This window comes from Pseudomonas sp. IT-P12 (genome assembly GCF_949767465.1).
Taxonomy (GTDB): Bacteria; Pseudomonadota; Gammaproteobacteria; order Pseudomonadales; family Pseudomonadaceae; genus Aquipseudomonas.
The window spans coordinates 337646-361907 of sequence record NZ_CATKPY010000023.1 but is presented as its reverse complement, the minus strand read 5'-3'; the positions used below and the strand labels follow the sequence as shown (position 1 = coordinate 361907).

Annotated in this window: 17 protein-coding genes; 4 read left to right on the top strand and 13 right to left on the bottom strand. The window is 62.3% G+C overall.

Going from position 1 to position 24262, the window contains the following annotated elements:
- Nucleotides 1–6: 6 nt before the first annotated feature.
- The 13 genes from ACM6IM_RS19875 to ACM6IM_RS19815 form a co-directional block, all read right to left on the bottom strand.
- On the bottom strand, nt 7–903 hold the full coding sequence (locus ACM6IM_RS19875; RefSeq protein ID WP_414866092.1) for an antimicrobial resistance protein Mig-14: 897 nt from the start codon (nt 901–903) through the stop codon (nt 7–9).
- Nucleotides 903–2033: a glycosyltransferase gene (locus ACM6IM_RS19870; RefSeq protein WP_201193746.1), complete on the bottom strand. Its 1131-nt coding sequence runs from the start codon at nt 2031–2033 to the stop codon at nt 903–905. Before ACM6IM_RS19870 ends, ACM6IM_RS19875 begins: the two co-directional genes overlap by 1 nt.
- Nucleotides 2017–3774, bottom strand: a complete 1758-nt coding sequence (locus ACM6IM_RS19865) for a carbamoyltransferase (RefSeq protein ID WP_192307659.1) — start codon at nt 3772–3774, stop codon at nt 2017–2019. Before ACM6IM_RS19865 ends, ACM6IM_RS19870 begins: the two co-directional genes overlap by 17 nt.
- A gap of 173 nt (nt 3775–3947) precedes the next feature.
- Nucleotides 3948–4268, bottom strand: coding sequence for a YceK/YidQ family lipoprotein (locus ACM6IM_RS19860; protein ID WP_414866192.1), 321 nt, complete (start codon nt 4266–4268; stop codon nt 3948–3950).
- A 236-nt stretch (nt 4269–4504) separates the two neighbouring features.
- Complete coding sequence (locus tag ACM6IM_RS19855; RefSeq protein WP_414866091.1) at nt 4505–5956, bottom strand: lipopolysaccharide kinase InaA family protein; 1452 nt, start codon at nt 5954–5956, stop codon at nt 4505–4507.
- A complete protein-coding gene (locus ACM6IM_RS19850; protein ID WP_192307656.1) occupies nt 5956–6708 on the bottom strand; it encodes a lipopolysaccharide kinase InaA family protein in 753 nt (250 codons plus the stop codon). Before ACM6IM_RS19850 ends, ACM6IM_RS19855 begins: the two co-directional genes overlap by 1 nt.
- Nucleotides 6705–7439: a lipopolysaccharide kinase InaA family protein gene (locus ACM6IM_RS19845; RefSeq protein WP_414866090.1), complete on the bottom strand. Its 735-nt coding sequence runs from the start codon at nt 7437–7439 to the stop codon at nt 6705–6707. The genes ACM6IM_RS19850 and ACM6IM_RS19845 overlap by 4 nt, the downstream gene beginning before the upstream one ends.
- The gene (gene rfaP / locus ACM6IM_RS19840; RefSeq protein WP_414866089.1) at nt 7439–8245 is read right to left on the bottom strand and encodes a lipopolysaccharide core heptose(I) kinase RfaP; all 807 of its coding nucleotides are present in this window, start codon (nt 8243–8245) and stop codon (nt 7439–7441) included. Before rfaP ends, ACM6IM_RS19845 begins: the two co-directional genes overlap by 1 nt.
- Nucleotides 8245–9366 (bottom strand): glycosyltransferase family 4 protein, encoded by a 1122-nt coding sequence (locus tag ACM6IM_RS19835; RefSeq protein WP_192307653.1) that lies wholly within the window; start codon nt 9364–9366, stop codon nt 8245–8247. Before ACM6IM_RS19835 ends, rfaP begins: the two co-directional genes overlap by 1 nt.
- Entirely contained in the window at nt 9366–10427 is a 1062-nt protein-coding gene (gene waaC, locus ACM6IM_RS19830) for a lipopolysaccharide heptosyltransferase I (protein ID WP_192307652.1), read from the bottom strand. The genes ACM6IM_RS19835 and waaC overlap by 1 nt, the downstream gene beginning before the upstream one ends.
- A gap of 1 nt (nt 10428) precedes the next feature.
- Nucleotides 10429–11463: a lipopolysaccharide heptosyltransferase II gene (gene waaF / locus ACM6IM_RS19825; protein ID WP_201193765.1), complete on the bottom strand. Its 1035-nt coding sequence runs from the start codon at nt 11461–11463 to the stop codon at nt 10429–10431.
- Nucleotides 11464–11636: 173 nt separating this feature from the next.
- A complete protein-coding gene (glnE, locus tag ACM6IM_RS19820; RefSeq protein ID WP_414866088.1) occupies nt 11637–14576 on the bottom strand; it encodes a bifunctional [glutamate--ammonia ligase]-adenylyl-L-tyrosine phosphorylase/[glutamate--ammonia-ligase] adenylyltransferase in 2940 nt (979 codons plus the stop codon).
- A complete protein-coding gene (locus ACM6IM_RS19815; RefSeq protein WP_414866087.1) occupies nt 14573–14770 on the bottom strand; it encodes a hypothetical protein in 198 nt (65 codons plus the stop codon). The genes glnE and ACM6IM_RS19815 overlap by 4 nt, the downstream gene beginning before the upstream one ends.
- Before the next feature lie 190 nt (nt 14771–14960).
- Here ACM6IM_RS19815 and aceE point away from each other — a divergent pair, with 190 nt between their 5' ends.
- From aceE to ACM6IM_RS19795, 4 genes are all read left to right on the top strand, one after another.
- A complete protein-coding gene (aceE, locus tag ACM6IM_RS19810; RefSeq protein WP_192307649.1) occupies nt 14961–17606 on the top strand; it encodes a pyruvate dehydrogenase (acetyl-transferring), homodimeric type in 2646 nt (881 codons plus the stop codon).
- 11 nt (nt 17607–17617) lie between these two features.
- The gene (aceF, locus tag ACM6IM_RS19805) at nt 17618–19564 is read left to right on the top strand and encodes a dihydrolipoyllysine-residue acetyltransferase (protein WP_414866086.1); all 1947 of its coding nucleotides are present in this window, start codon (nt 17618–17620) and stop codon (nt 19562–19564) included.
- Nucleotides 19565–19935: 371 nt separating this feature from the next.
- Nucleotides 19936–21327, top strand: coding sequence for an alkaline phosphatase D family protein (locus ACM6IM_RS19800; protein WP_414866191.1), 1392 nt, complete (start codon nt 19936–19938; stop codon nt 21325–21327).
- Nucleotides 21328–21519: 192 nt separating this feature from the next.
- A complete protein-coding gene (locus tag ACM6IM_RS19795; protein ID WP_192307647.1) occupies nt 21520–24213 on the top strand; it encodes a GGDEF and EAL domain-containing protein in 2694 nt (897 codons plus the stop codon).
- The last annotated feature ends 49 nt before the right edge of the window (nt 24214–24262 follow it).

Here is a 24262-nt window from a genome sequence, read left to right as displayed (position 1 = left end):
GCGGGCTCATACGGTGAAGACCGGCACAGGATTACACCAGCGGTCCTTGTATTCACGGTCGGCGCGACCAAAGGAAAAGCGCAGCGGCTTGTCCAGGGCCCGCGCATGCTCCCAGGCGCTCTGGGTATTGAGAAAACTCAAGACGCTGCCGGGGCTGAACTCGCGGGTTTCGGGGTCGACGCCCCCATTGATGTACTCGACGCTGATCCATTGCGGCGCTTCGACGCGATACACCAGTTGAATGGCAATGGGGGCATCATTGAGAAAAATCACCGAGCCGATCAACAGGTCGCGCAGCAACTCGATCACCTCGGCCATGCGTTCGGCCCCGGTCGCCGGGAACCCCCAGCGGCGCTGGAACAGGTCGCAATAGATCGCGGCCAGTTCGGCACTGGAAAACTCGCTGACCGGCCGCACCACCCCGCCCGCCTCTTCCAGCAAACGCAACTCACGGCGCTGGTTGTAGCGAAACTTCTTCGACAGTTCTTCCGGTGTACGGGCCATGGCCAACTGCTCCGCCTGCGGCCGGATACCGCTGAAGCGACCTTCATTCAATGCGGACAGGTAACGGGCGCGATGGCGCAAGGGGGCATGGCTATCGGCAGCGGCTGGCAGGATGATTTCGGCATTGCCAAGGTCGAACAACCCCTTCTTGCCGTTGCGCTTGAGCACGTCCTTGGACAAGGCGAGATCACGGCCCCAGGTCGCAATCGCCGCCTGCACCTCGCCATTCGGCGCCCAGGCCAGGTAACGCACCGGGATGCCGGCCAACTGTGCAAGGCGCTCGACCACCATCGGGTGAGTGGCGACACTGCCACCATATCGCTGCCAGGTGTGGTCATAGGTCGCGGCGTCGATCACCGTCCAGCCACGCTCGCGCCATCCTTGGAATCGGTTGAGCATCAACCCCTCGCCGCCAGTTCGGTGACATTGGGCAAATGCCAGAAAGCATCCCGTACCGCGCGGTCGGAGAAGCGTTCACGCAAGCGTTCCAGCATCAGCTCGGCGCACTGGCGACGCTGCTGTTCATCCATCGCCGCCAGGTGCTGCAGCCCTTGGGCCAGACGCTCGGTATCGCCCAGGGGGAACAGAATGCCGACCCCTTCGACCACTTCCTTCGCGCCCCCGCAGGCTGTCGCCAGCAATGGCACGCCGGCGGCCATGGCTTCGAGCAGCACCATGCCGAACGGTTCGTGATCGGAGGTCAGGGCAAACACGTCGAAGGCCCGGAAAAAGCGGCGCGCTTCCGGCACCTGTCCGAGGAACAGCACCCGGTCGCCAATCCCCAGTTCACGGGCCATGGCCTTGAGGTCCTGCTCCAGCCGACCGATCCCGAGGATCACCAACTGGCTGTTGGCCGGCAAACCCGGCAATGCCGCGGCAAAGCCGTGCAGCAACGTGGTCTGATCCTTGTCCGGATGCAGGCGGCCGACGTTGCCGATGATCCACGCATCCATCGACAGCCCCAGGGTTTCCCGGGCCTCGCGGACGGAGGCATGATCCTCCTGCAGGTTTTGCACGTCGATGCGGTTGTACAGCGTCTGGATCCGTGACGAAGGCCATTGCGGCAGGCAACGACGGATGTCGTCGCGCACGGCATCGGAAACCCCAAGCAGACTCAGGCGCTTGCGGAAAAAATTTGCAAAGAACTTGCGGCCGCTGCGTTCGTAGTCGCCAAACGCGTGATGAACACCGATCACCGGCAACGAGGTGCCCAGCAAGGCAATGTAGATCGGCTTGAATCGGTGAGCGATGCAAAAACTGAAGTTGCGCGAAGCGGCGATCTTGCGCAGATCACTGATGGCGCCCAGCTTCAGGCCACGAATGGCCCTGGAGCTGTATTCCATGAACAACACTTCGTCCGACGCGCAGCTCGCGGCGACCTGTGCATCGGCAACCCCGGTCAGAAACACCGTGGTCACTCGATAACCGGTCCCCGCAAACAGGCTGGCATACTGCCGGGCGCAGTCCAGGAACGGACCGTCATAGCCGTGGCAGAACTGCAGCACATGGCGTTCAGCCGAGCGTGTCATAGGCGTCCGCACCCTCTTTGACCACGAGAATGTCTTCCATGATCAGATACTGTAGGTCGGAACCGAAGAACATGTTCAGGGCATCCGTCGGCGAGCAGATCATCGGTTCGCCACGACGGTTGAGCGAGGTGTTCAGCGATACGCCGTTGCCGGTCAGGACTTCCAGCGCCTTCATCATGTCGTAGTAGCGCGGGTTGTATTCGCGCTTGAGCACCTGGGCCCGGGAGGTGCCGTCTTCGTGAACGACTTCCGGCACGCGGGTCTTCCACTCATCCGCCACTTCAAAGGTGAAGGTCATGAACGGCGCAGGGTGATCGACCTTGATCATCTGCGGGGCAACGGTGTCGAGCATCGACGGGCAGAAAGGCCTCCAGCGCTCGCGGAACTTGATCTGGTGGTTGATGCGGTCAGCCACGCCCGCCACGCTCGGGCAGCCAATGATCGAACGGCCGCCCAACGCGCGCGGACCGAACTCCATGCGCCCCTGGAACCAGGCCACCGGGTTGCCGTCGACCATGATTTTGGCAATCTGCTCCGGCATGTTGTCGAGCTTGCGCCATTTCGGCTTGTCGGCATGACGGGCGCACGCGGCGATCACGTCTTCGTTGCTGTACGACGGGCCGAGGTAGACGTGTTCCATCTTCTCGACCGGCACGCCCCGGGCGTGGGACACATAGGCCGCCGCACCCACTGCAGTACCGGCGTCGCCGGACGCAGGCTGGACGAACAGTTCCTTGACGTCACTGCGGGCAATGATTTTCTGGTTCAGCTTGACGTTCAACGCACAGCCACCGGCGAAGGCCAGCTTGCCGGTTTCCTTGAGCACGTCGCCCAGGTAGTAATCGATCATCTGCAGCGCGATCTTTTCGAACAGCGCCTGCATGCTCGCGGCGTAATGGATGTAAGGCTCGTCGGCGATGTCGCCTTCGCGCTTCGGCCCCAGCCACTCGATCAGCTTCGGCGAGAAGTAGAAGCCCTTGCCCTTCTCTTTATAGCGGCGCAGGCCGATGACGTTGGCGTAGTCGGTGTTGATCACCAGCTCGCCGTTTTCAAACGAGGCCAGGCGCGAGAAGTCGTATTTGCTGGCATCGCCGTACGGCGCCATGCCCATGACCTTGAACTCGCCGTCGAGCATTTCGAAACCGAGGAACTCGGTGATCGCGCCGTACAGGCCGCCAAGGGAATCCGGATCGAAGAATTCCTTGATCTTGTGGATCTTGCCGTTTTCGCCATAGCCGAAGAAGGTCGTGGCGTACTCACCCTTGCCGTCGATCCCCAGGATCGCGGTTTTCTCCTTGAAACCGGAGCAGTGGTAGGCGCTCGAGGCGTGAGCGAGGTGGTGCTCGACCGGCTCGATCCTGATTTTCTTCGGGTTGAAGCCCAGTTGCTCGAGGCACCAGACGATCTTGTTGCGGTAGCGCTTGTAGCGCCGGTTGCCCATCAGGATCGCGTCAAGGGCGCGGTCCGGGGCGTACCAGTAACGCTTGGCATAGTGCCAGCGCGCCTTGCCGAACAGGCTGATCGGTGCGAACGGAATCGCGACCACGTCAACATCGGATGGCTTGATGCCAGCCTGTTCCAGGCAAAACTTCGCCGACTCATAGGGCATGCGGTTCTTTGCATGTTTATCGCGTACGAAGCGCTCTTCCTCAGCTGCCGCGACCAGCTTGCCGTCGATGTACAGGGCTGCGGAAGGATCATGGCTAAGGGCGCCGGACAGGCCAAGAATCGTCAATGCCACAGGGGTCTAGCCTCTTAAGTCTGCGTGCAGGCGCAACGCGCCTCAAAATGGATGTGCCCTCGCAAGGGGCGAGAGACAGCTAAAGGGCGGGATTATAGCGTAAAGATGGCAGGAATGACCCACCGGGTTGTCAGTGGCGTATAGATGCCCGCCAATGCCTGGATTGCCCGGGGTCATCGCGGGCTGGTCCGCCAGTAGATTGCCATGCTGCCATCGGTCGCCTGCCGGTAAATCGTGTAGGGCAGGACGACGGTGTCGAAGATGCCCGACAGGGCTAGGTCCGCCAGAACGAACGGGGCGAGGTAGCCGCCCGGGCTGGGTGGCGCATTCAACACGCAGAAATCATGGGCAAGGCCGCTGTAGACGCGCGGGATGGACTGACAATAGGTCTTTTGCTTCCTGAGGCCGCGCACGGCATCTTCTTCATTCTGCAGCACCGTGAGGCTGGTCCCGCACCCCGACAGCACCACGCTCGCGCCCAGTACAACCGCCATTTTAGTGATCAAAGCTTGCCCTCCATGAACGTCAGGCAAGCTAGCATTGCGTCGATGGGTGGCACAGTTCATGAAGTCGGCAGATGGCGTAGGACTTTTCACCAACGACCCGCGATAGTGACAGCTTCACCGACGCCATCGCGAGCAGGCTCGCTCCCACAGGGGAACGGCGCCGTTGAGGAATACCAGGACAGACATGTAACCACTGTGGGAGCGAGCCTGCTCGCGAAGCGGTTTCAGTTGGCGCTGGAGACGTCCTTGGGCAGCCGCTGGTCGATGACCTGGTACAGCGCACTCTGCTCGGGCCAGTTGCGCATGAACCGCGCCCGGTCCCGCGCGTAGGCCGGGGCGAAGCTGCCCGCTGAACCGTGCTGGCACATGGCATCGAGATCGATCAGCGCCCAACGGTCTTCCTGCCAGAACAGGTTGTGCCCCTTGAAGTCGCCGTGGCTGATCCGCTCACGAATCAGCTCGGCAAACAGCTGGTCCAGCGCCGCCAGTTCCGCCTCGGGGGCCTCGCCACTTTCAACATGGGGCGCGAACCGCTCGATGATGTCCGGCCCCGGCAGGTGCTCGGTGACCAGATAAGCCCGGCTGCGCAACCAGAGAAAGCGCTTTTCCAGGACGGCCAGGGGGGTCGGCGTGGCAATGCCGAGAAACGCCAGGCGATTGCCTTCGCGCCAGGAGTGCCAGGCTCGGCTCGGGCGCCAGAAGCGCTTGAGCCAATGGGCAAAGCCCTTGATGTTGTAGCGCTTGATCACCAGTGTCCGTCCGCCCGCTTCGACTTTCCCGACACTCGCCGCACCGCCCGTCTTGTACAGGTGGCCCTGGTCGAGCAGCGCGTCCGCCTGTTCCAGCACCGGCAGCATGGCCGCCTCCTCTTCGCGGCGGATCGCCTGCAAGCCGAACGGCCCGCGCTGCACGCTGAACAATGTGCATTCACGGCCGACCTTGATCAGGAAGTCCTTGAGACGCCAGCGGCGCACCTTGTCGATCTGCTTCTGCAAAGCCTCCATCGGCAAGGCATGCTCGCCGTTGCTCAGGAGGTAATACACCAGCAACTCTTCGGTGAACGGTTCCAGCGACTTGGGCAGTTGAGCGAAAAACACCCCGAGGTTTTCCAGGACCTTTAGCCGTGACAGCGGCTGCCCGGGGGTTTCGCTGCAGATCCCGGCACCATCGATCAAGTACAGGCGGCCACGCTGGCGCAGCAGGTTGTCCAGGTGCAGGTCTTCCTGCCACAGGCCCTTGCGATGCATTTGCCCGATGGCACCCAAAGCGTCGGCCAACACGGCCGTCTGCTCATCGGCCAGGGCCGGCAGGTGCTCCACCTTATTCCAGGCATCGCCCAGGCTTTCGGCCCCTTCGAGGAAATCGAACAGCAGCCAGCCACCCTCGCCCTCTTTCAGGCCATCGGCCAGCAACTGTGGCGTGGTCAGCCCCTGGGCGGCCAGCAAACGCACGCCGTCGCGCTCACGCTGAAAATGCCGCGCCGCCTTGGCGCCCACCAACAACTTGGCCAGTACCGGACGGCCACGCCAGACGCCGGCACCGACGTAGCGCTGGCCCGGCAACACTCGCAACAGACTCAGCAGCTGCAATTCGGCCGGCCCGGCGGCATCCGCCAGCGTCAGGCTCAGCGGCAGGTGCGGCTGGCGACCGGCGGATTTCAGTTCAGACAAACGCATCAGCCCGCCCTCTTGTAGCTGCGCCGCGCGGTCAGGCGCGTCAGCCAGCTGTCGATCAGCGAGCTGTCCTGCGGTTGATCCAGGTAAGCGGCCAACAATTCGCGCAAATGCGCTTCACTCCACTCCCGCGCCCGCCGCGTCAACGGTTCCAGATCCTTGACCCGGTCACGCTGGCCGAACAGCAGCGGACGGGTTTTTTCCAGGTCGATCAACTGGGCACTGTAACCGTCGCCCGTGGCCTGGAGAAAAATGTGCTTGGGGTAGAAGCAGCCGTGAACCTGACGTGCAGCGTGCAGGCGTCGGGCGAGTTGCCCGCAGGCCTTGAGAATGGCCGAGTGCTGCGCCGGGCTGAGATCCGGCCAACGCTGCAACAGCGAGTCCAGGTCATCCCAGCCGTCCAGTGCACGGGTCAGCAGTACCGCCCGAACATCGCCATCGACCTTGCGCTCACCGAAGAACGCCGCCTTCAGTGCCGGGATGCCGAGCTTTTCATAACGACTGATATTGCGAAATTCCCGGGCAAAACTCGGCTCACCAAATGGCGCGTGCAATGTGTGCATCTGATAATTGCTTTGGCGCTTGAGGTAAAAGCCGTGACCTTCGAGATCCAGGCGAAACACACTGCTCCAGCCGCCGCGCGCGGTGTTGGGTTCATCTACCGCCTCAAGCTGCTTGGCCCACAGTGCATCGAAGGTGCCGAGGCCGTGGCGCTCCAAGAGCGCACGGTCTTCAGCGGCCAGAAAATCAGTCATTCGCGTCCCTCGAAAAATCTCACCACGTGCCGGATACGTTTTTTATCGGCCGCATTGAGCCGCGTCCGCTGACGGTATTGCAGGTAGAAGCGCAGGCGTTGGGTGGCCGAAAGATGATACTTGGCAACCTTGTCGAGACAGGCCAGATCCTTGGAGATCCGGTACTTGAGCCAGAAGCCGCGCCAGAAATCCCCATTGGGGCAGTCGATCAGGAACAGTCGCCCCTCGTCATCGACCAGCAGGTTGCGCCACTTCAGATCGTTATGGGTAAAGCGGTTGTCGTGCATGGTCCGGGTGTAGGTGGCCAACTGGCGGCTGATGCCATCGACCCAGGCCCGATCCTTCAGCTTCGGATCCTGCCGCTCGGCCAGGGCATTCAGGTCTTCGGTGTGCGGCAGCTCCAGGGTGATCATCGCCCCGCGGTCATATGCCGCGCCGCGCCGCTCAAGCCCCCAGGCCACGACTTCGGCCGTGGGAATGCCCCACTTGGCAAAACGCTTGAGGTTCTGCCATTCCATTTTCACCCGTGGCTTGCCCAGGTAACGGCGCAAACCCTTGCCAGCCCCCACGTAGCGCTTGACGTAATAGTTGACGCCATCGCGCTGGACGCGGATCACTTCGGACAACGGGTCGCGGGTCAACTGCTCGCCCTTGAGGGCGAACACCGCTTCCAGGCTGCCGAAATCCCCGGCCAGTTCGCTGTAAGCAGGATCGAGTTTCCAGCCCGACATCAGAGTGCATCCCCGTAGCGCTGCTTACGCTCATAGAGCTTGTTGGCCTTGCCGTCGAGCCAGGCCAGCAGGGCGGCCTCTTCAGCCAGAATCTGGCGCAGCGGCTGCTGGAAATAGCCCTTGAGAAAACGCAGTTTGTCGCGCCGGGTCAGGCCGATGTCCAGGGCCGAGAAATACAGCGCCGCCAGATCCTTGTTGCGCCAGCGCTGAGTGATTGCCGGGCGGGTCTGGGCGCGGTGCAGGTCGATCACCGACAGCTTGAAGTCGTCAGGCGTCACCGGCTTGTCGGTGTGCAGCAGGAAGTGACAGATATAGCAGTCGCGGTGATTGACCCCGGCGCGGTGCATCATGCCGGTCATGCGCGCGACCTCGGCGATCAGCGCGCGCTTGAGCCTGGGCGGCGGTGGCTGCCTGACCCAGTCGATGCTGAAGTCTTCGAGGCTGATCGTCGGCGCCAGTTCTTCGGTGACGATGAACGAGTGCTGGTCCGCCGGGTTACGGCCCTTCTCGCCATACGCCACGGCGGTCATGGTGGGCACGCCGACTTCCTGCAGGCGTTGAATGGCCTGCCACTCCTGCCCGGCACCGAGCACCGGCAACTTGGCGGTCAGCAGGTTCTTGAAGATCTCCCCCCAGCCGATGCCTCGGTGGATCTTCACGAAAAAACCGTTGCCGTCCACTTCGGTACGCAATGTGCGTCGCGCTTCAAGCTCGCGGTACACCTCCCCCTGAAGCCCTTCGACCTCGGTGAACGGGTCGCGTCCGGCCCAGAGGCTCTTGAACGGTTCAGCCAGCATCAACTTCATTAAGCGTGCTCCGCCAGAATCACATCCGCCGCGTGCTGCGGCATGCTGTAGAGGTCGGCCGTTTCAGCGAAGGCCAGACCATTGCGGCGCCAGGCCGCCCGTGCAGGTGCGTCGCTCAGCATCCCGGTCAGGTACTGCGTCAACTGCCCCTGGTCGAACGGCTCATCCAGCACCAGGCCGGCATCGGCCTCGGCAATGTAATGGGCATAACCACAGACCGCGCTCACCAGCACCGGCAAACCGGCCACCAGCGCTTCGAGCAGGACGGTCCCGGTGTTTTCGTTATAGGCCGGGTGGATCAGCAGGTCGGCGCCGAGCAGGAAACGCGGGATATCGCTGCGCCCCTTGAGGAACGTCACGTGATCGCCCAGCCCCAGCGTGGCACTCTGCATCTGGAACAATTTGGGGTCATCCTGGCCAATTACAAACAGCCGGGTGCGCTTCTTCAGATCAGCGGGCAATGCGGCCAGCGCCTTGAGGCTGCGATCCACGCCCTTGGTCTTGAACCCGGAACCGATCTGTACCAGCAGCAGGTCATCGTCCTTCAGGTTGAATTCGCGACGGAAATCGGCGCGGATCTCGGCGGCGTTCGGCGGCGCTCGGCGGTCCTGGGAGATCCCCGGCGGCAGCAGATGAAAACGTTCCAGCGGCGTGCCGTAATGCTTGATGAACAACGGCTGCTGAACCTCGGAAATCATCAGCACTTGCGTCTTGGCATCCCTGGCGAATACGGCACGCTCGTATTCGGCGAAGTGCCGGTAGCGACCCCAACGCCGGTACAGCGAGTTGCGCAGGTTCTGCGCCTTGTCCTCGAAACAGCCGTCGGCGGCGTAGTAGACGTCCAGGCCCGGCATCTTGTTGAAGCCGATCAGACGATCCACCGGACGCCTGGCCAGATCCGCCTCCATCCACTCGCTGAGTTTTTCGTTGCGCCGATGATTGAAGAACGCCTTGACCGGCGCCACCAACACCTCGAAACCGGGCGGAACATCGCCCTCCCAGATCAGCGTATAGACGCGGATCTGATGGCCACGCTGCTGGCACTCCAGGGCGATGCGCATGAAATCACGCTGCAGGCCGCCGAATGGAAAGTACTTGTACAGGACGAATGCCAATTGCATCAGCGCAGCTCCTCAGCCAGTAACAACGTGCTCAACCGCACCGCGACACGTTCGGGGTTGAGCCGCGTGAAGCACAACGGCCACTCGCGCTTGAGGTCAAACCGGCGGGCATCTTCGGCCGTGGGTTGATAGGTGCATTTCTTTTGCAGGCACGGCGCGCAGGGGAAATCGCTGGCGATGTGGATCTGCGACTTGCCATAGGCACCGGTGAGCCCCGGGTTGGTCGGACCGAACAGCGACAGCGTCGGCACGTCGAGCGCGGCGGCGAGGTGACCGAGGCCGGTGTCCACCGCTACGCAGGCTTGCGCGCCGGCCAACACCTTGCCGACCCCTGCCAGATTCAGCCTGGGCAGCACTTCGACGTGACGCATGTCACGGGCGATGCGCTCGGCCCGGGCTTTTTCCGCCGGGTTGCCCCACGCCAGCTTCACGCCGACACCCAGGTAGCCGACCCGTTCGGCCAGCTCGCGCCAGTAGGCTTCTGGCCAATGCTTGGTGTCCCAGGTGGTGCCATGCAGGAACAGCACGTAGGGATTCCGGCGCGGCAATTCCACCAGACGCTCGACATTCAGGCCGTAGTCGCCCAGGCCCTTGGGCAGGTCATAACCCAGGGCGATGGCGAACAACTGCCGCACGCGCTCCACGGCATGCTGGCCGCGGGCAACCGCCAGGCGTCGGTCGTAGAAACGCGCCGCGATCGGTTCCCGTGCCGAGTTCTTGTCCAGGCCCGCCACCGGCGCCTTGATGTATCGGGTCAGCCAGGCGCTTTTCAACAGGCCCTGCGCATCGATCACCAGGTCGTATTTCGTGGCACGAACGCTTTGCTTGAAGCGCTTCCACTCGCCACTCTTGATGGTTTGCCAGAGGTTCTTGCGCCAACGGCGGATCGCCACGGGAATGACCTTGCCCACGGCGGGGTGCCAGGTCGGGATCTCGGCGAAGCCCTCTTCCACCACCCAGTCGAACTGGATGCCGGGAATGGCCCGGGCCGCGTCGGTCAGCGCCGGCAACGCATGGATCACGTCGCCCAGCGAAGAAGTCTTGATCAGCAGAACCCGCAAACTATTGAACCTCGACCGCAGTGCCCTGCAACCGCTGCAAGGCTTCGTTCACCGCTTGCGGCATGAGCTGGCGCAGGCAGTTGTAATGACCGAAACGGCACGTGCGATCAAAGCACGGGCTGCATTCGATGCCCAGGCGCACGATCTCGACGTGCTCGGCCAGCGGCGGTGTGAAGCCCGGCGAAGTCGAACCGTAGACCGCCACCAGCGGGCGGTTGAGCGCTGCCGCAACGTGCATCAGGCCGGAATCGTTGGACACCACCGAGTCCGCGCAGGACAACAGGTCGATCGCCTCGGCCAGGGAAGTGCCGCCGCTGAGGTTCACCGACTCCTCGCGCAAGCCGGGAATCAGTCGGGCGCGGATGTCTTCGCCCACCGAATGATCGTTTTTCGAACCGAACAGCCAGACTTGCCAGCCTTCGCGAATCTTCGCTTCGGCCACCTTGGCGTAATGCTCGGACGGCCAGCGCTTGGATTCGCCGAACTCGGCGCCCGGACACAGTGCCAACACCGGACGATCGAGAACCAGGCCGAACTTGGCCAGCGCCGCTTCGCGGGTCACCGGATCGATCTGCAAGGCCGGGCGCGGATAAGGCTGGGGCAGTTCAAGGCCAGGCTCGTAGGCCAACGCCATGAAGCGCTCGATCATCAGCGGGTAACGCGCCTTGTCCAGCGTGCGCACGTCATTGAGCAGGCCGTAGCGGAACTCGCCGCGCCAGCCGGTACGCTTGGGAATGCCGGCGAAAAACGGCACCAGGGCCGATTTCAGGGAATTGGGCAACAGGATCGCCTGGTCGTACTGGCCGGCCAGGGATTTACCGATGCGCCGGCGGGTCGCCAGCTCCAGGACGCCGTGACCGAGCGGAAAGCTCAAGGCCTGGCGTACTTCGGGCATGCGCTCGAGAATCGGCCGGCTCCATTCGGGGGCCAGGACGTCGATCTCGCATTGCGGGTGACGCTGCCTGAGACACTGAAACAGTGTCTGCGCCATCACCATGTCACCGACCCAACTGGGCCCAACGATCAGAATTTTCATGTGGTTTCCAAAAACGAACCGGGGAGGCATACGCCTCCCCGCCTCGTGAATCTCTGCAGGGGCATGCGTGCTTGCGATGGGTCATTACCTTCAACATTGCTGTCGACTGTCACTCCGCTATCGCGAGCAGGCTCGCCCCCACATTTGAATATCATCGCCCCGACTGGCGCTTTTCAGCTTAGCCCCAGATCACGCCAGATCCTCATGACCTGTCGCCGTTCGTCCACGAACTGATCGCCGGGTATCACCCCCGGGTCCTTCTGCAAGGCTTGCCGGTGCGCGGCGGAACGGTAGGCTTTATAGGCCTCGCGCAACAGGCTGGCGTCTTCGACGGGCATCAACCCTTCGTGTTCCAGCTCTTCCAGAATGCGGATATTGTCCGTCCAGCGCAGCAATGGCGGGTGTGTCTCGGACCACGCCAGGGCGGCGTATTGCACCATAAATTCAATATCGACGATACCTCCGGCGTCCTGCTTGAGATCGAACGGCGCCGTGGCCTCGAAGGCATTCGCCGCAGTACCGGCCGCGGTGCTCTTGCTGCCGAGGTTGTCGCGCATCTTGGCGCGCATCTCGCTGACCTCCTGGCGCAGGGTCGCAAGGTCCCGCGCCTTGCCCAGGATAGCCGCCCTGACCTGCTCGAACGCTTGGCCGACGTCCTGGCTGCCCACCAGCACCCGCGCCCGCACCAGGGCCTGATGCTCCCAGGTCCAGGCTTCGTTTTCCTGATAACGGGCAAACGCCCCCAGCGAACTGACCAGCAACCCCGACGCCCCGGATGGCCGCAGGCGCATGTCCACTTCATACAACTGGCCGGAGTTGGTCTGGGCCGTGAGCAAATGAATGATCCGCTGCCCCAGCCGGGTGAAGAACTGCGCGCCGTCGATGGATTTCGGGCCGTCGGTCTCCGCCTGCGGATCGCCATCGTGAATGAACACCAGGTCCAGGTCGGAACCATGCCCCAATTCCAGGCCGCCGACTTTCCCATAACCGACAATAATGAAGCCCGGGTCGCACAACGTCCCGTCGTTGCGCAACGGCGTGCCGTACTTGGCCACCGTCTGGCGCCAGGCCAGGGCCAGCACTTGTTCGAGAATCGCCTCGGCCAGCCAGGTCAGGTAATCGCTGACCTTCATCAACGGCAGATGGCCGGCGATTTCCGACGCGGCAACCCGCAAGCGGTGCGCCAGCTTGAAATGGCGCAACGCCTCCATCTGTTGCTCGAGGTCATCCTCGGGGATTCGTGTCAGACGCTCGCGCAATTCGGCGGCCAGCTCCGGCGCCAACGGCGGTTTGAACAGTCGGCCTTCGTTGAGCAATTCGTCGAGCAGCAGCGGGAAACGGGTGATCTGCTCGGCGATCCACGGGCTCGCGGCGCACAAGGTCAGCAGACGCCGTAACGCGCCGGGATTTTCGGTCAGCAGCACCAGGTACGCGGAACGCCGGGCCACCGCTTCCACCAATGGCAACACACGCTCCAGGACCAGATCGGGATTGCTGTGCTCCACCGCCTGCGCCAGCAGCCGCGGAATGAAAGCATCCAGGCGCTCACGCCCCAAACGCTGCATTGCGCGCAGTTGCGGGCTGCCGCGCAGCGCCGCCAAGGCTTTCAGGGCTTTGCCGGCATCGCTGAAACCGCCCTCCTGCAACTGGCGGCAGGCGGCCTCTTCGTCCTGCGCCTCTTCCCACAGCGGCAGCCATTCGCCGCCGACCACCACTTCGCTTTCGGCACCCGCGTCTTCATCGGGATCGGCGATCACCTGGCCGAAGTGCCAGGCGACCCGGCCGCGCCAGTACATCAGCCGCTCATGAAACGCTGCCCAATCATCGAAACCCAACATGAAGGCAATTCGCGCCTGATCCTGCGCACCGTCCGGCAGCATCTGGGTCTGGCGGTCGGCAATCGCCTGGATCGCATGCTCGGTGTAGCGCAGGAATTCGTAACCTTCGCGCAGCTCGCTGACCACGGCGGGAGGCAGGTAGCCCTGACCTTCGAGCGTGCCCAGCACCTTTAATAGAGGACGTTGTTGCAGGCTCAGGTCGCGACCGCCGTGGATCAACTGAAACGCCTGGGCGATGAACTCCACTTCACGGATACCGCCGGAGCCAAGCTTGATATTGTCGGCCATGCCCTTGCGCCGCACTTCCTGCTGAATCAGCTGCTTCATGGTGCGCAGCGCTTCGATGGCGGAGAAGTCCAGGTAGCGCCGGTATACGAACGGGCGCAGCATTTCCTGCAATTGCGCACCGCTGACCTGATCGCCCGCCACCACCCGCGACTTGATCATCGCGTAGCGTTCCCAGTCACGCCCCTGGTCCTGGTAATACTGCTCCAGCGCATTGAAGCTGAGCACCAGAGCGCCCGACGAGCCGTAAGGTCGCAAGCGCATGTCGACCCGGAACACAAAACCGTCGACGGTCATCGGGTCCAGCGCCTTGATCAGGCGCTGGCCGAGACGGATGAAGAATTCCTGGTTATCCAGCGAGCGTTTCACCCCGACGGTTTCGCCGCCCTCGGGATAGGCGAAGATCAGGTCGATGTCCGACGACAGGTTCAACTCGACCGCGCCCAGCTTGCCCATGCCGAGAATGACCATCTGCTGCGGTTCGCCGCTGCGCCGGCCGGTGGGCACGCCGAATTGCTCGCAATGCCGCGTGTACAACCACTGGTAGGCCTGGTCGATGCTCGCATCGGCCATGTCCGACAGATCGCGGCAGGTCTGGACCAGGTCGGCCTGACGGGTCAGGTCGCGCCAGATGATCCGCACCTGATGACGGGTACGCTGGCGACGCAGGGCACGACCGAGTTCATCTTCGGTTTGCGCGGCATTCACCGCCGCCGCAATCTGGGCGCACAACTCGCCGGGGGCGTAAGGACGATCCAGCTCACCGGACTGCACCAGCGCCAGCAACATCAAAGGGTCACGAACACTCTGTTCAATGACGAAATCGCTGGCAGCGGTGACGCGGGCAAATTGCGCCCAGCGTTCGGCGGTCCAGCCGGCCAGGCCATGGTCGTCCTCGAGCGCCTCGACAGCCGCTCGGAACGACTGCTCGGCACGGGTGACAAACGGCAGGAGAATGCCGGGAAGTTCGGCAAGCGAAGGCAGGCTCATGGTCTATCCTTGATCGGCGTGTGGAAGGCTGCATGTAGTGATTTTTCAGTTCGCACTACCTGATCGACTGTCGAACAAAGGTTAGAAATAGCTGAAATTTCTTCATTTTTGGCAGTCAGCATCAAGCTTTCACCTTTTTTGGTTGGCAAAAGACCAACCTTAACGATTATTCTCACAACGTAGCCGGAGGCCACAAGCCGCTCACCTGTAGTTTTACTACTCGTATATACATTCGGATAGCTGAAATGCCCGATGATTTGTAGTAAAACTACACGCCGCCGGAACCTACCTCTCGGCAATCCAAGAATTCATAACGTCTGCCCACAAGGCCAGTCGCTCACTCAGGCAACCGATTCTGGTAGCCTTTCCGCCCTGGAGCAAGCCATGCAAGACCTCGATCCCGTCGAAACCCAGGAATGGCTGGACGCCCTGGAATCGGTTCTCGACAAAGAAGGCGAAGACCGTGCTCACTATCTGATGACCCGTATGGGCGAACTCGCAACCCGCAGCGGTTCGCAATTGCCTTACGCCATCACCACGCCATACCGCAACACCATCCCCGTTACCCACGAAGCACGCATGCCTGGCGACCTGTTCATGGAACGCCGCATTCGCTCGCTGGTACGCTGGAACGCGATGGCCATGGTGATGCGTACGAACCTGAAAGATTCTGACCTGGGCGGTCACATCTCCAGCTTCGCCTCCAGCGCCACCCTGTACGACATCGGCTTCAACTACTTCTTCCAGGCCCCGACCGACGAACATGGCGGCGACCTGATCTACTTCCAGGGCCACACCTCGCCAGGCGTCTACGCCCGCGCCTTCATGGAAGGCCGCATCAGCGAAGAGCAGATGAACAACTTCCGCCAGGAAGTGGACGGTCAGGGCCTGTCGTCCTACCCGCACCCTTGGCTGATGCCTGATTTCTGGCAGTTCCCGACCGTATCGATGGGTCTGGGTCCGATCCAGGCGATCTACCAGGCGCGCTTCATGAAGTACCTGGAAGCCCGCGGCTTCATCCCTGCCGGCAAGCAGAAAGTCTGGTGTTTCCTGGGCGACGGCGAGTGCGACGAGCCGGAATCCCTGGGCGCGATCTCGCTGGCTGGCCGCGAGAAGCTCGACAACCTGATCTTCGTCATCAACTGCAACCTGCAGCGCCTCGACGGCCCGGTTCGCGGCAACGGCAAGATCATCCAGGAACTCGAAGGCGTGTTCCGCGGTGCTCAGTGGAACGTTTCCAAAGTCATCTGGGGCCGTTTCTGGGACCCACTGCTGGCCAAGGACGTCGACGGCATCCTGCAACGCCGCATGGACGAAGTCATCGACGGCGAGTACCAGAACTACAAAGCCAAAGACGGCGCGTTCGTGCGTGAACATTTCTTCAACACGCCAGAACTCAAGGCGATGGTTGCCGACCTGTCCGACGACGAGATCTGGAAGCTCAACCGTGGCGGCCACGACCCGTACAAGGTCTACGCGGCGTACCACCAGGCGGTCAACCACAAGGACCAGCCTACCGTCATCCTGGCCAAGACCATCAAGGGTTATGGCACCGGTGCCGGCGAAGCGAAAAACACCGCGCACAACACCAAGAAAGTCGATGTCGACAGCCTGAAGCTGTTCCGCGATCGCTTCGACATTCCGGTCAAGGACGAAGAGCTGGAAAACCTGCCGTTCTTCAAGCCCGAGCCAAACAGCGCCGAAGCCCGCTACCTGAGCGAGCGCCGTGCCGCACTGGGCGGTTTCGTGCCACAGCGCCGCGCGCAGAGCTTCAGCGTACCAACGCCGGACCTGGATACCCTCAAGGCCATCCTCGACGGCTCCGGCGACCGTGAAATCTCCACCACCATGGCCTTCGTGCGGATCCTCGCGCAACTGGTCAAGGACAAGGAAATCGGCCCGCGCATCGTCCCGATCATCCCGGACGAAGCCCGTACCTTCGGTATGGAAGGCATGTTCCGCCAGTTGGGCATCTACTCGTCCGTCGGCCAGCTCTACGAGCCAGTCGATAAAGACCAGGTGATGTTCTACAAGGAAGACAAGAAGGGCCAGATCCTCGAAGAAGGCATCAACGAAGCGGGCGCCATGAGCTCCTTCATCGCTGCCGGTACTTCGTACTCCAGCCACAACCAGCCGATGCTGCCGTTCTACATCTTCTACTCGATGTTCGGCTTCCAGCGTATCGGTGACCTGGCCTGGGCCGCTGGCGACAGCCGCACCCGTGGTTTCCTGATCGGCGGTACCGCCGGCCGCACCACCCTCAACGGTGAAGGCCTGCAGCACGAAGACGGCCACAGCCACCTGCTGGCTGCCACCATCCCGAACTGCCGCACCTATGATCCAACCTACGGCTACGAGCTGGCGGTGATCATCCAGGACGGCATGAAGAAGATGACCGAAGAGCAACAGGACGTCTTCTACTACATCACCGTGATGAACGAGTCCTACCAGCAGCCAGCCATGCCGGCCGGTGCCGAGGAAGGCATCAAGAAGGGCATGTACCTGCTTGAAGAAGACACCCGCGATGCGGCGCACCACGTTCAGCTGATGGGCTCCGGCACCATCCTGCGTGAAGTCCGTGAAGCGGCGAAGATCCTGCGCGAAGAGTTCAACGTCGGCGCCGACGTCTGGAGCGTGACCAGCTTCAACGAACTGCGTCGCGACGGCCTGGCCGTCGAGCGCACCAACCGCCTGCACCCGGGTCAGAAGCCCAAGCTGAGCTACGTCGAAGAGTGCCTGAACGGCCGTAAAGGTCCGGTCATCGCCTCCACCGACTACATGAAACTGTTCGCCGAGCAGATCCGTCAGTGGGTGCCGTCCAAGGAATTCAAAGTCCTGGGCACCGACGGCTTCGGTCGCAGCGACAGCCGCAAGAAACTGCGTCATTTCTTCGAAGTCGACCGTCATTTCGTGGTGTTGGCAGCCCTTGAAGCACTGGCTGACCGTGGTGATATCGAACCTAAAGTGGTGTCTGAAGCCATCACCAAGTTCGGGATCGACCCGGAAAAACGCAACCCACTGGACTGCTGAGGAGAGATTCCGTGAGCGAACTCATTCGCGTACCTGACATCGGCAGCGGTGAAGGTGAAGTAATTGAACTGTTTGTGAAGGTCGGCGACCGTATCGAAGCCGACCAGAGCATCCTGACGCTGGAGTCGGACAAGGCGAGCATGGAAGTGCCTGCGCCGAAGGCCGGTATCATCAAGAGCCTGAAAGTGAAGCTGGGCGATCGCCTGAAAGAAGGCGACGAACTGCTGGAGCTGGAAGTCGAAGGTGCCGCTGCTGCGGCCCCCGCGCCTGCCGCCGCACCGGCAGCAAAAGCCGAGGAAAAACCGGCCGCTGCTCCAGCACCGGCTGCTCCTGCCGCTGCACCAGCGGCCGCTTCGGTCCAGCAGGTGCACGTGCCGGACATCGGTTCGTCGGGCAAGGCCCAGATCATCGAGATCCAGGTCAAGGTCGGCGACACCGTCGAGGCGGACCAGTCGCTGATCACCCTGGAATCCGACAAGGCGAGCATGGAGATTCCATCGCCTGCCGCTGGCGTGGTCAAGGCCATCAGCGTCAAGCTCAACGACGAAGTCGGCACCGGTGACCTGATTCTGGACCTGGAAGTGGCGGGTGCTGCGGCGCCTGCTGCGGCCGCGCCAGCCCAGGCTGCTGCCCCGGCGGCCGCAGCTCCGGCACCTGCCGCTGCCGCTCCGGCCGCACCGGTTGCCGACAGCGTTCAGGACATCCATGTGCCGGACATCGGTTCGGCGGGCAAGGCCAAGATCATCGAAGTGCTGGTCAAGGCCGGCGACAGCGTCGAAGCCGACCAGTCGCTGATCACCCTGGAGTCCGACAAGGCGAGCATGGAAATTCCATCGCCTGCCGCTGGCGTGGTGGAAAGCGTTTCCATCAAGCTCGATGACGAAGTTGGCACAGGCGACCTGATCCTCAAGCTCAAGGTCAAAGGTGCCGCGCCGGCCGCTGCCGCTCCGAGCGCGCCTGCACCGGCAGCTGCCGCCGCTGCTCCTGCTGCCGCACCTGTGGCGGCCGCTCCCGCTGCTGCGCCTGCCAAGCCCGGCGCCAAAGTTCACGCCGGCCCGGCCGTGCGTCAACTGGCTCGTGAGTTCGGCGTCGAGTTGAGCGCTGTCGGCGCCAGCGGTCCGCACGGTCGCATCCTCAAGGAAGACGTGCAGGCTTACGTCAAGACCATGATGCAGAAGGCCAAGGAAGCACCGGCCGCTGCTGCCGGCGCCACCGGCGGCGCGGGCATTCCGCCAATCCCGGTCGTGGACTTCAGCCGCTTCGGTGAAATCGAAGAAGTGCCGATGACCCGCCTGATGCAGGTCGGCGCCGCCAACCTGCACCGCAGCTGGCTCAACGTGCCGCACGTGACGCAATTCGACTCGGCGGATATCACCGAGCTCGAAGCGTTCCGTAACGCCCAGAAAGCCGTCGCAGAGAAGGCCGGCGTCAAGCTGACCATCCTGCCGCTGCTGCTCAAGTCCTGCGCTCACCTGCTCAAGGAACTGCCGGACTTCAACAGCTCGCTGGCACCGAGCGGCAAGGCGATCATCCGCAAGAAATACGTGAACATCGGCTTCGCCGTCGACACCCCGGATGGCCTGCTGGTACCGGTCATCAAGAACGTCGACCAGAAGAGCCTGCTGCAACTGGCCGCCGAGGCCGCTTCCCTGGCCGAGAAAGCCCGGACCAAGAAGCTCTCGTCGGATGAGATGCAAGGTGCCTGCTTCACCATTTCCAGCCTCGGCCACATTGGCGGCACCGGCTTCACGCCGATCGTCAACGCGCCGGAAGTGGCGATCCTCGGTGTTTCCAAGGCAACCATCCAGCCAGTCTGGGACGGCAAAGCCTTCCAGCCGAAGCTGATGCTGCCTCTGTCGCTGTCCTACGATCACCGCGTGATCAACGGCGCTGCGGCTGCGCGCTTCACCAAGCGCCTGAGCGATCTGCTGGCGGACATCCGCACCATCCTGCTGTAACACCGTCAGGCCCTCCTTCACCGGAGGGCCTGTCGCGTTCGCTGTTTTTCGAGCGCCACGCTCGTACCTCAACCCCGTCAATTTGGCGGGGCTTTTTTTTGCCCTGGATTTCCCTCATCTGTCTGCAGGAGCGGGCTTGCTCGCAAAAAACGTCCAGACCCACGACCCACGCGAGCCAGCTTGCTCCTACAGATGACGGAGAACGTAGGGCGCCATGTCCTACACGCGCGGCTTACACCCCCCACATCACCCGTCCACTTCACGTCGGTATTTCTTGCGAGCCAATCTCTAGTCTGGGGGCCAGACGCGCTCACCGCAGCGCACCTGACAGTCCACTGGCCCAGCGAGTACTGCTTCGAATGAATCCGCACCTGTTCAAACCCACCGTCGGCCCGATCATTGGCCACACGACGCCCCATCACGCGCGGATTTTCCTGCGCGGTGAATCCGGCAACGCCCCGGTATTTGCCGGCCTGCGTTATCGACGCAGCGGTGAGCTTCGCTGGTCCAGCGGTGTGTTCAGCCAACTGACGAAGAGGCGTGACATGTGCGACGTCATGATCCTGAACCAGCTCGCCGCCAATACCGCGTACGAGTACCAGGCGGGCTGGTTCAGCCCGACAAGCCCGGTGCACACCGTGGAGTCGATCCGGGAACTGCCCCTGCAATGGCCGAGGGAAATCTATCGTTTCAGTACTCACTCAGGCAGCACCGCCGTACCGAGGGGGTACATCGTGGGTTCGTGCCGTTACCTGCGGATGACCGCCGGCGTACCTTCGCTGCCGCATCGGGGTGACCGGATCTTCGCCTCGATCAACGACCTGGCGCAGCGCAGCACCACGCCGATCAATGCGCTGATGATGACCGGCGACCAGGTCTACATCGACGACCTGAACATCATTGCGCCTGACCGCGAATACAAGGAAATACTGAGCAAGTACCGCACGGCCTTTTCCCAACCGCACATTGCCAGACTGATGTCCGGCATCCCCACCTACATGATCCTCGACGACCACGAAATCGAAGACAACTGGCCAGCCAACAAAGGTCGGCACGACGATCACCTGTACAACAACGCGATCGCCGCGTACGAGTTGTACCAGGCCAGCCACAGCCCGGCCCATGAACTGCTTGCGGATGGAAGGATCAATCACCGACTGGAACGCTACTGGTACCAGTTTGCCAACGGTGATATCGAATGGTTCGTCACCGACAGCCGGACCCGGCGCAACCTGACCGCCGGCAACCGGCGCATCCTCGACGAAGAGCAGGAGCACGCCTTGTGCAACTGGTTGATCCACAGCCCGGCGCGGGTCAAATTCGTGGTCACCAGCGTGATGTTCTATCCCGACCGCAGAAAACTGGGTGAAGACGCCTGGAAAGGATTCCCGGAGCAACGACTACGGTTGCTGGAGACCATTCGCACACACCGGGTCAAAAATGTCTTCTTCGTCTGCGGCGATGTCCACGGTTCGCTGACCAGCCGGCTGACGCACAGCGAAGACCCTCACTTCGAAGTCCACACCATCGTCTCATCGCCGCTGTGCAACAGCCGGTTGTTGCCCTATGCCAGGACGTCCACGTTCATGCTCGACCAACCACTGGCCCGAACGCCCGCTGGCGACTACCGGCATCAATTGACCAGCGCCGTGATCAGTCAGGACAACTTCGCCCATCTGCTGGTCGAGTCCGGACAGCTTCGCGTGACTTACCACGATCGATGCGGCAGGCCGGTGCAAACCCTGAACATCACGTTGCGTTAATGTGGGAATGGCCAAATGCACCGGTTTTCACGGCCAACTGAAGAAATCTGCGTCTCTGCCGACATATTCTTATAGCACTTGGCCTTCATGTCTCTTGTCAGTCAGTGTCGCAATGATGCAACCTTGCCGCAGGCAACAGTAAAGAGGGCGAGAGCCCGGCGCGATCAGCACATTCGAAGCGAGTTTCCTTCCATGAAAAGCCAACCCGATGCCGCCAGCCGTATGGTGGCCGAGGTAGTGACGCAGTTACCGGTGCCCTCGCGGCTCGGCATGCTGCGTTTCGAGCGGCTGAATGAACCAAGCTGGGCACTGCTGTTTCTCGATCCCAATTGCGAGCGACAGTTCGGCCTTCCGGCGGTGGAACTGTGCGCCCTGGTCGGATCCCCCTACGCCAGCCTGATGGAGCCGGAGGCGCGCTATCAGTTGCATGACGCCATCCAGCAGCAACTCGCCAACAACACGCATTACCTGGTCCGCTACACCCTGCACACCGCCGCAGGCACCTTGAGCCTGCTGGAACTGGGCGAAGCCTACAAACAACACAATCGACACCTGCTACGCGGCTACCTGATGGTGGTCGACGGCATCTTCGAGGGCGAACCCCTGCTGCCGGCAGTGGACCTGGAGACCCAGAACAGCCGACTGCAGATCGCCCTGGAGCTCAATCAGCGCGCCCAGCAGGAACAACTCCTGCACCTGGACCGGGTCCGCGCCCAGCAAGACCTGATCCTGCTGCTGACGCGCCAGCGCTACAGCACCGGCAACTCCCTTCAGGAAGCCGCCGAACTGATCACCCGCAGCGCCTGCGACATCTACCAGATCGATTGCGCCAGCCTGTGGAACCTCGAGGGCTCGATGCTGGTGCCGATTTCGGCGTATCACCGCACCACGCAGACCTACGAGCTGCCAGACGCCATCGACATCAGCAGCTTCCCCGACTACATGGAGGCACTGCACGGCAGCCGTGCAATCGATGCGCACAATGCCATTCGTGACCCGCGCACCCGGGAAATGGCCGAGGCCCTGCGCCAGCGCGACGTGAACGCGATGCTCGACGCCAGCATCCGCATCGATGGCCAGGTGGTCGGCGTGCTCTGCCTGGAACAATCCGGTGAAACCCGCGCCTGGCAGTCCGACGAAATCGCCTTCGCCGGCGAGTTGGCCGACCAGTTCGCCCAGGTCATCAACAACCACAACCGTCGCACCGCGACCAGCGCCCTGCACCTGTTCCAGCGTGCGGTCGAGCAGAGCGCCAACGCCTTTCTGCTGGTCAACTGCGACGGCGTGGTGGAGTACGTCAACCCGAGCTTCACCGCGATCACCCAGTACAGCACCGAAGAAGTCCACGGCCAGAGACTGGCGGAACTGCCAGCCCTGGAAAACCTCAGTGAACTGCTGTTCGATGCGCCCTCTTCGCTGGCCAAGAGCAACAGTTGGCAGGGCGAGTTCAAGAGCCGGCGCAAAAACCTCGAACCCTACTGGGGTCAGTTGTCGATCTCCAAGGTGTACGGCGACAACCGCGAGCTGACACATTACATCGGCATCTACGAAGACATCACCCAGACCAAGCTCGCCCAGCAGCGCATCGAACGCCTGGCCTACACCGACAACCTGACCAACCTGGGCAACCGCCCGGCCTTCATCCGCAACCTCGATGAACGCTTCGCCCGGGACAGCGATACGCCCATCAGCCTGTTGCTGGTGGACATCGACAACTTCAAGCGGATCAACGACAGCCTCGGCCACCAGACCGGCGACAAACTGCTGATCAGCCTGGCTCGACGCCTGCGCAACAGCCTGTCCTCGAGCGGCAGCCTGGCGCGCTTTGCCAGTAACGAATTCGCTGTACTGCTGGACAACACCGACCTTACATCGGGCCAGCAAGTGGCCAATCAACTGCTGGCGACCCTCGACAAACCGATGTTCGTCGACAACCAGTTGATCAGCGTCACCGGTTCCGTCGGCCTGGCTTGCGCGCCCCTGCACGGCCGCGACCCGCAGACACTGATGCGCAACGCCGGCCTCGCACTGCACAAGGCCAAGGCCAACGGCAAGCACCAGGTGCAGGTGTTCACCGAAGCACTGAACGCCGAGGCCAGCTACAAATTGTTCGTCGAGAACAACCTGCGTCGCGCCCTGACCCAAAACGAACTGGACGTGTTCTACCAGCCCAAGCTCTGCCTGCGCAGCGGTCGCCTGCTGGGCATGGAAGCGCTGCTGCGCTGGAACCACCCGGAAAAGGGCATGATCCGCCCGGACCAATTCATCAGCGTTGCCGAAGAAACCGGCCTGATCATCCCCATCGGCAAGTGGATTGCCCGCCAGGCCTGCCGCATGAGCAAGGACCTGACGGCCGCCGGCCTGGGCAACCTGCAGGTGGCGATCAACCTGTCGCCCAAGCAGTTCTCCGACCCGGACCTGGTGTCCTCGATCGCCAACATCCTCAAGGAAGAGGCGCTGCCGCCCAGCCTGCTGGAACTGGAACTGACCGAAGGCCTGCTGCTGGAAGCCACCGAAGACACCCACCTGCAGCTCGACCAGCTCAAGCGCCTGGGCCTGACCCTGGCCATGGACGACTTCGGCACCGGTTACTCGTCGCTCAGTTACTTGAAAAAATTCCCCATCGACATCATCAAGATCGATCGAAGCTTCATTCACGAGATCCCGGACAACCAGGACGACATGGAAATCACCTCCGCGGTGATCGCCATGGCCCACAACCTGAAACTCAAGGTCGTGGCCGAAGGCATCGAGACCGCCGAGCAGTTGGCGTTCCTGCGCCGTCATCGCTGCGACGTCGGCCAGGGCTACCTGTTCGACCGGCCGATCCCGGGCTCCGAGCTGATCGACAAGCTCAAACGCTACCCACGTGGCCCTATCGCCTGACAGCGGCGCGACTCTCGGGCAAACTGACGTCCTGTTTATTCACATTTCA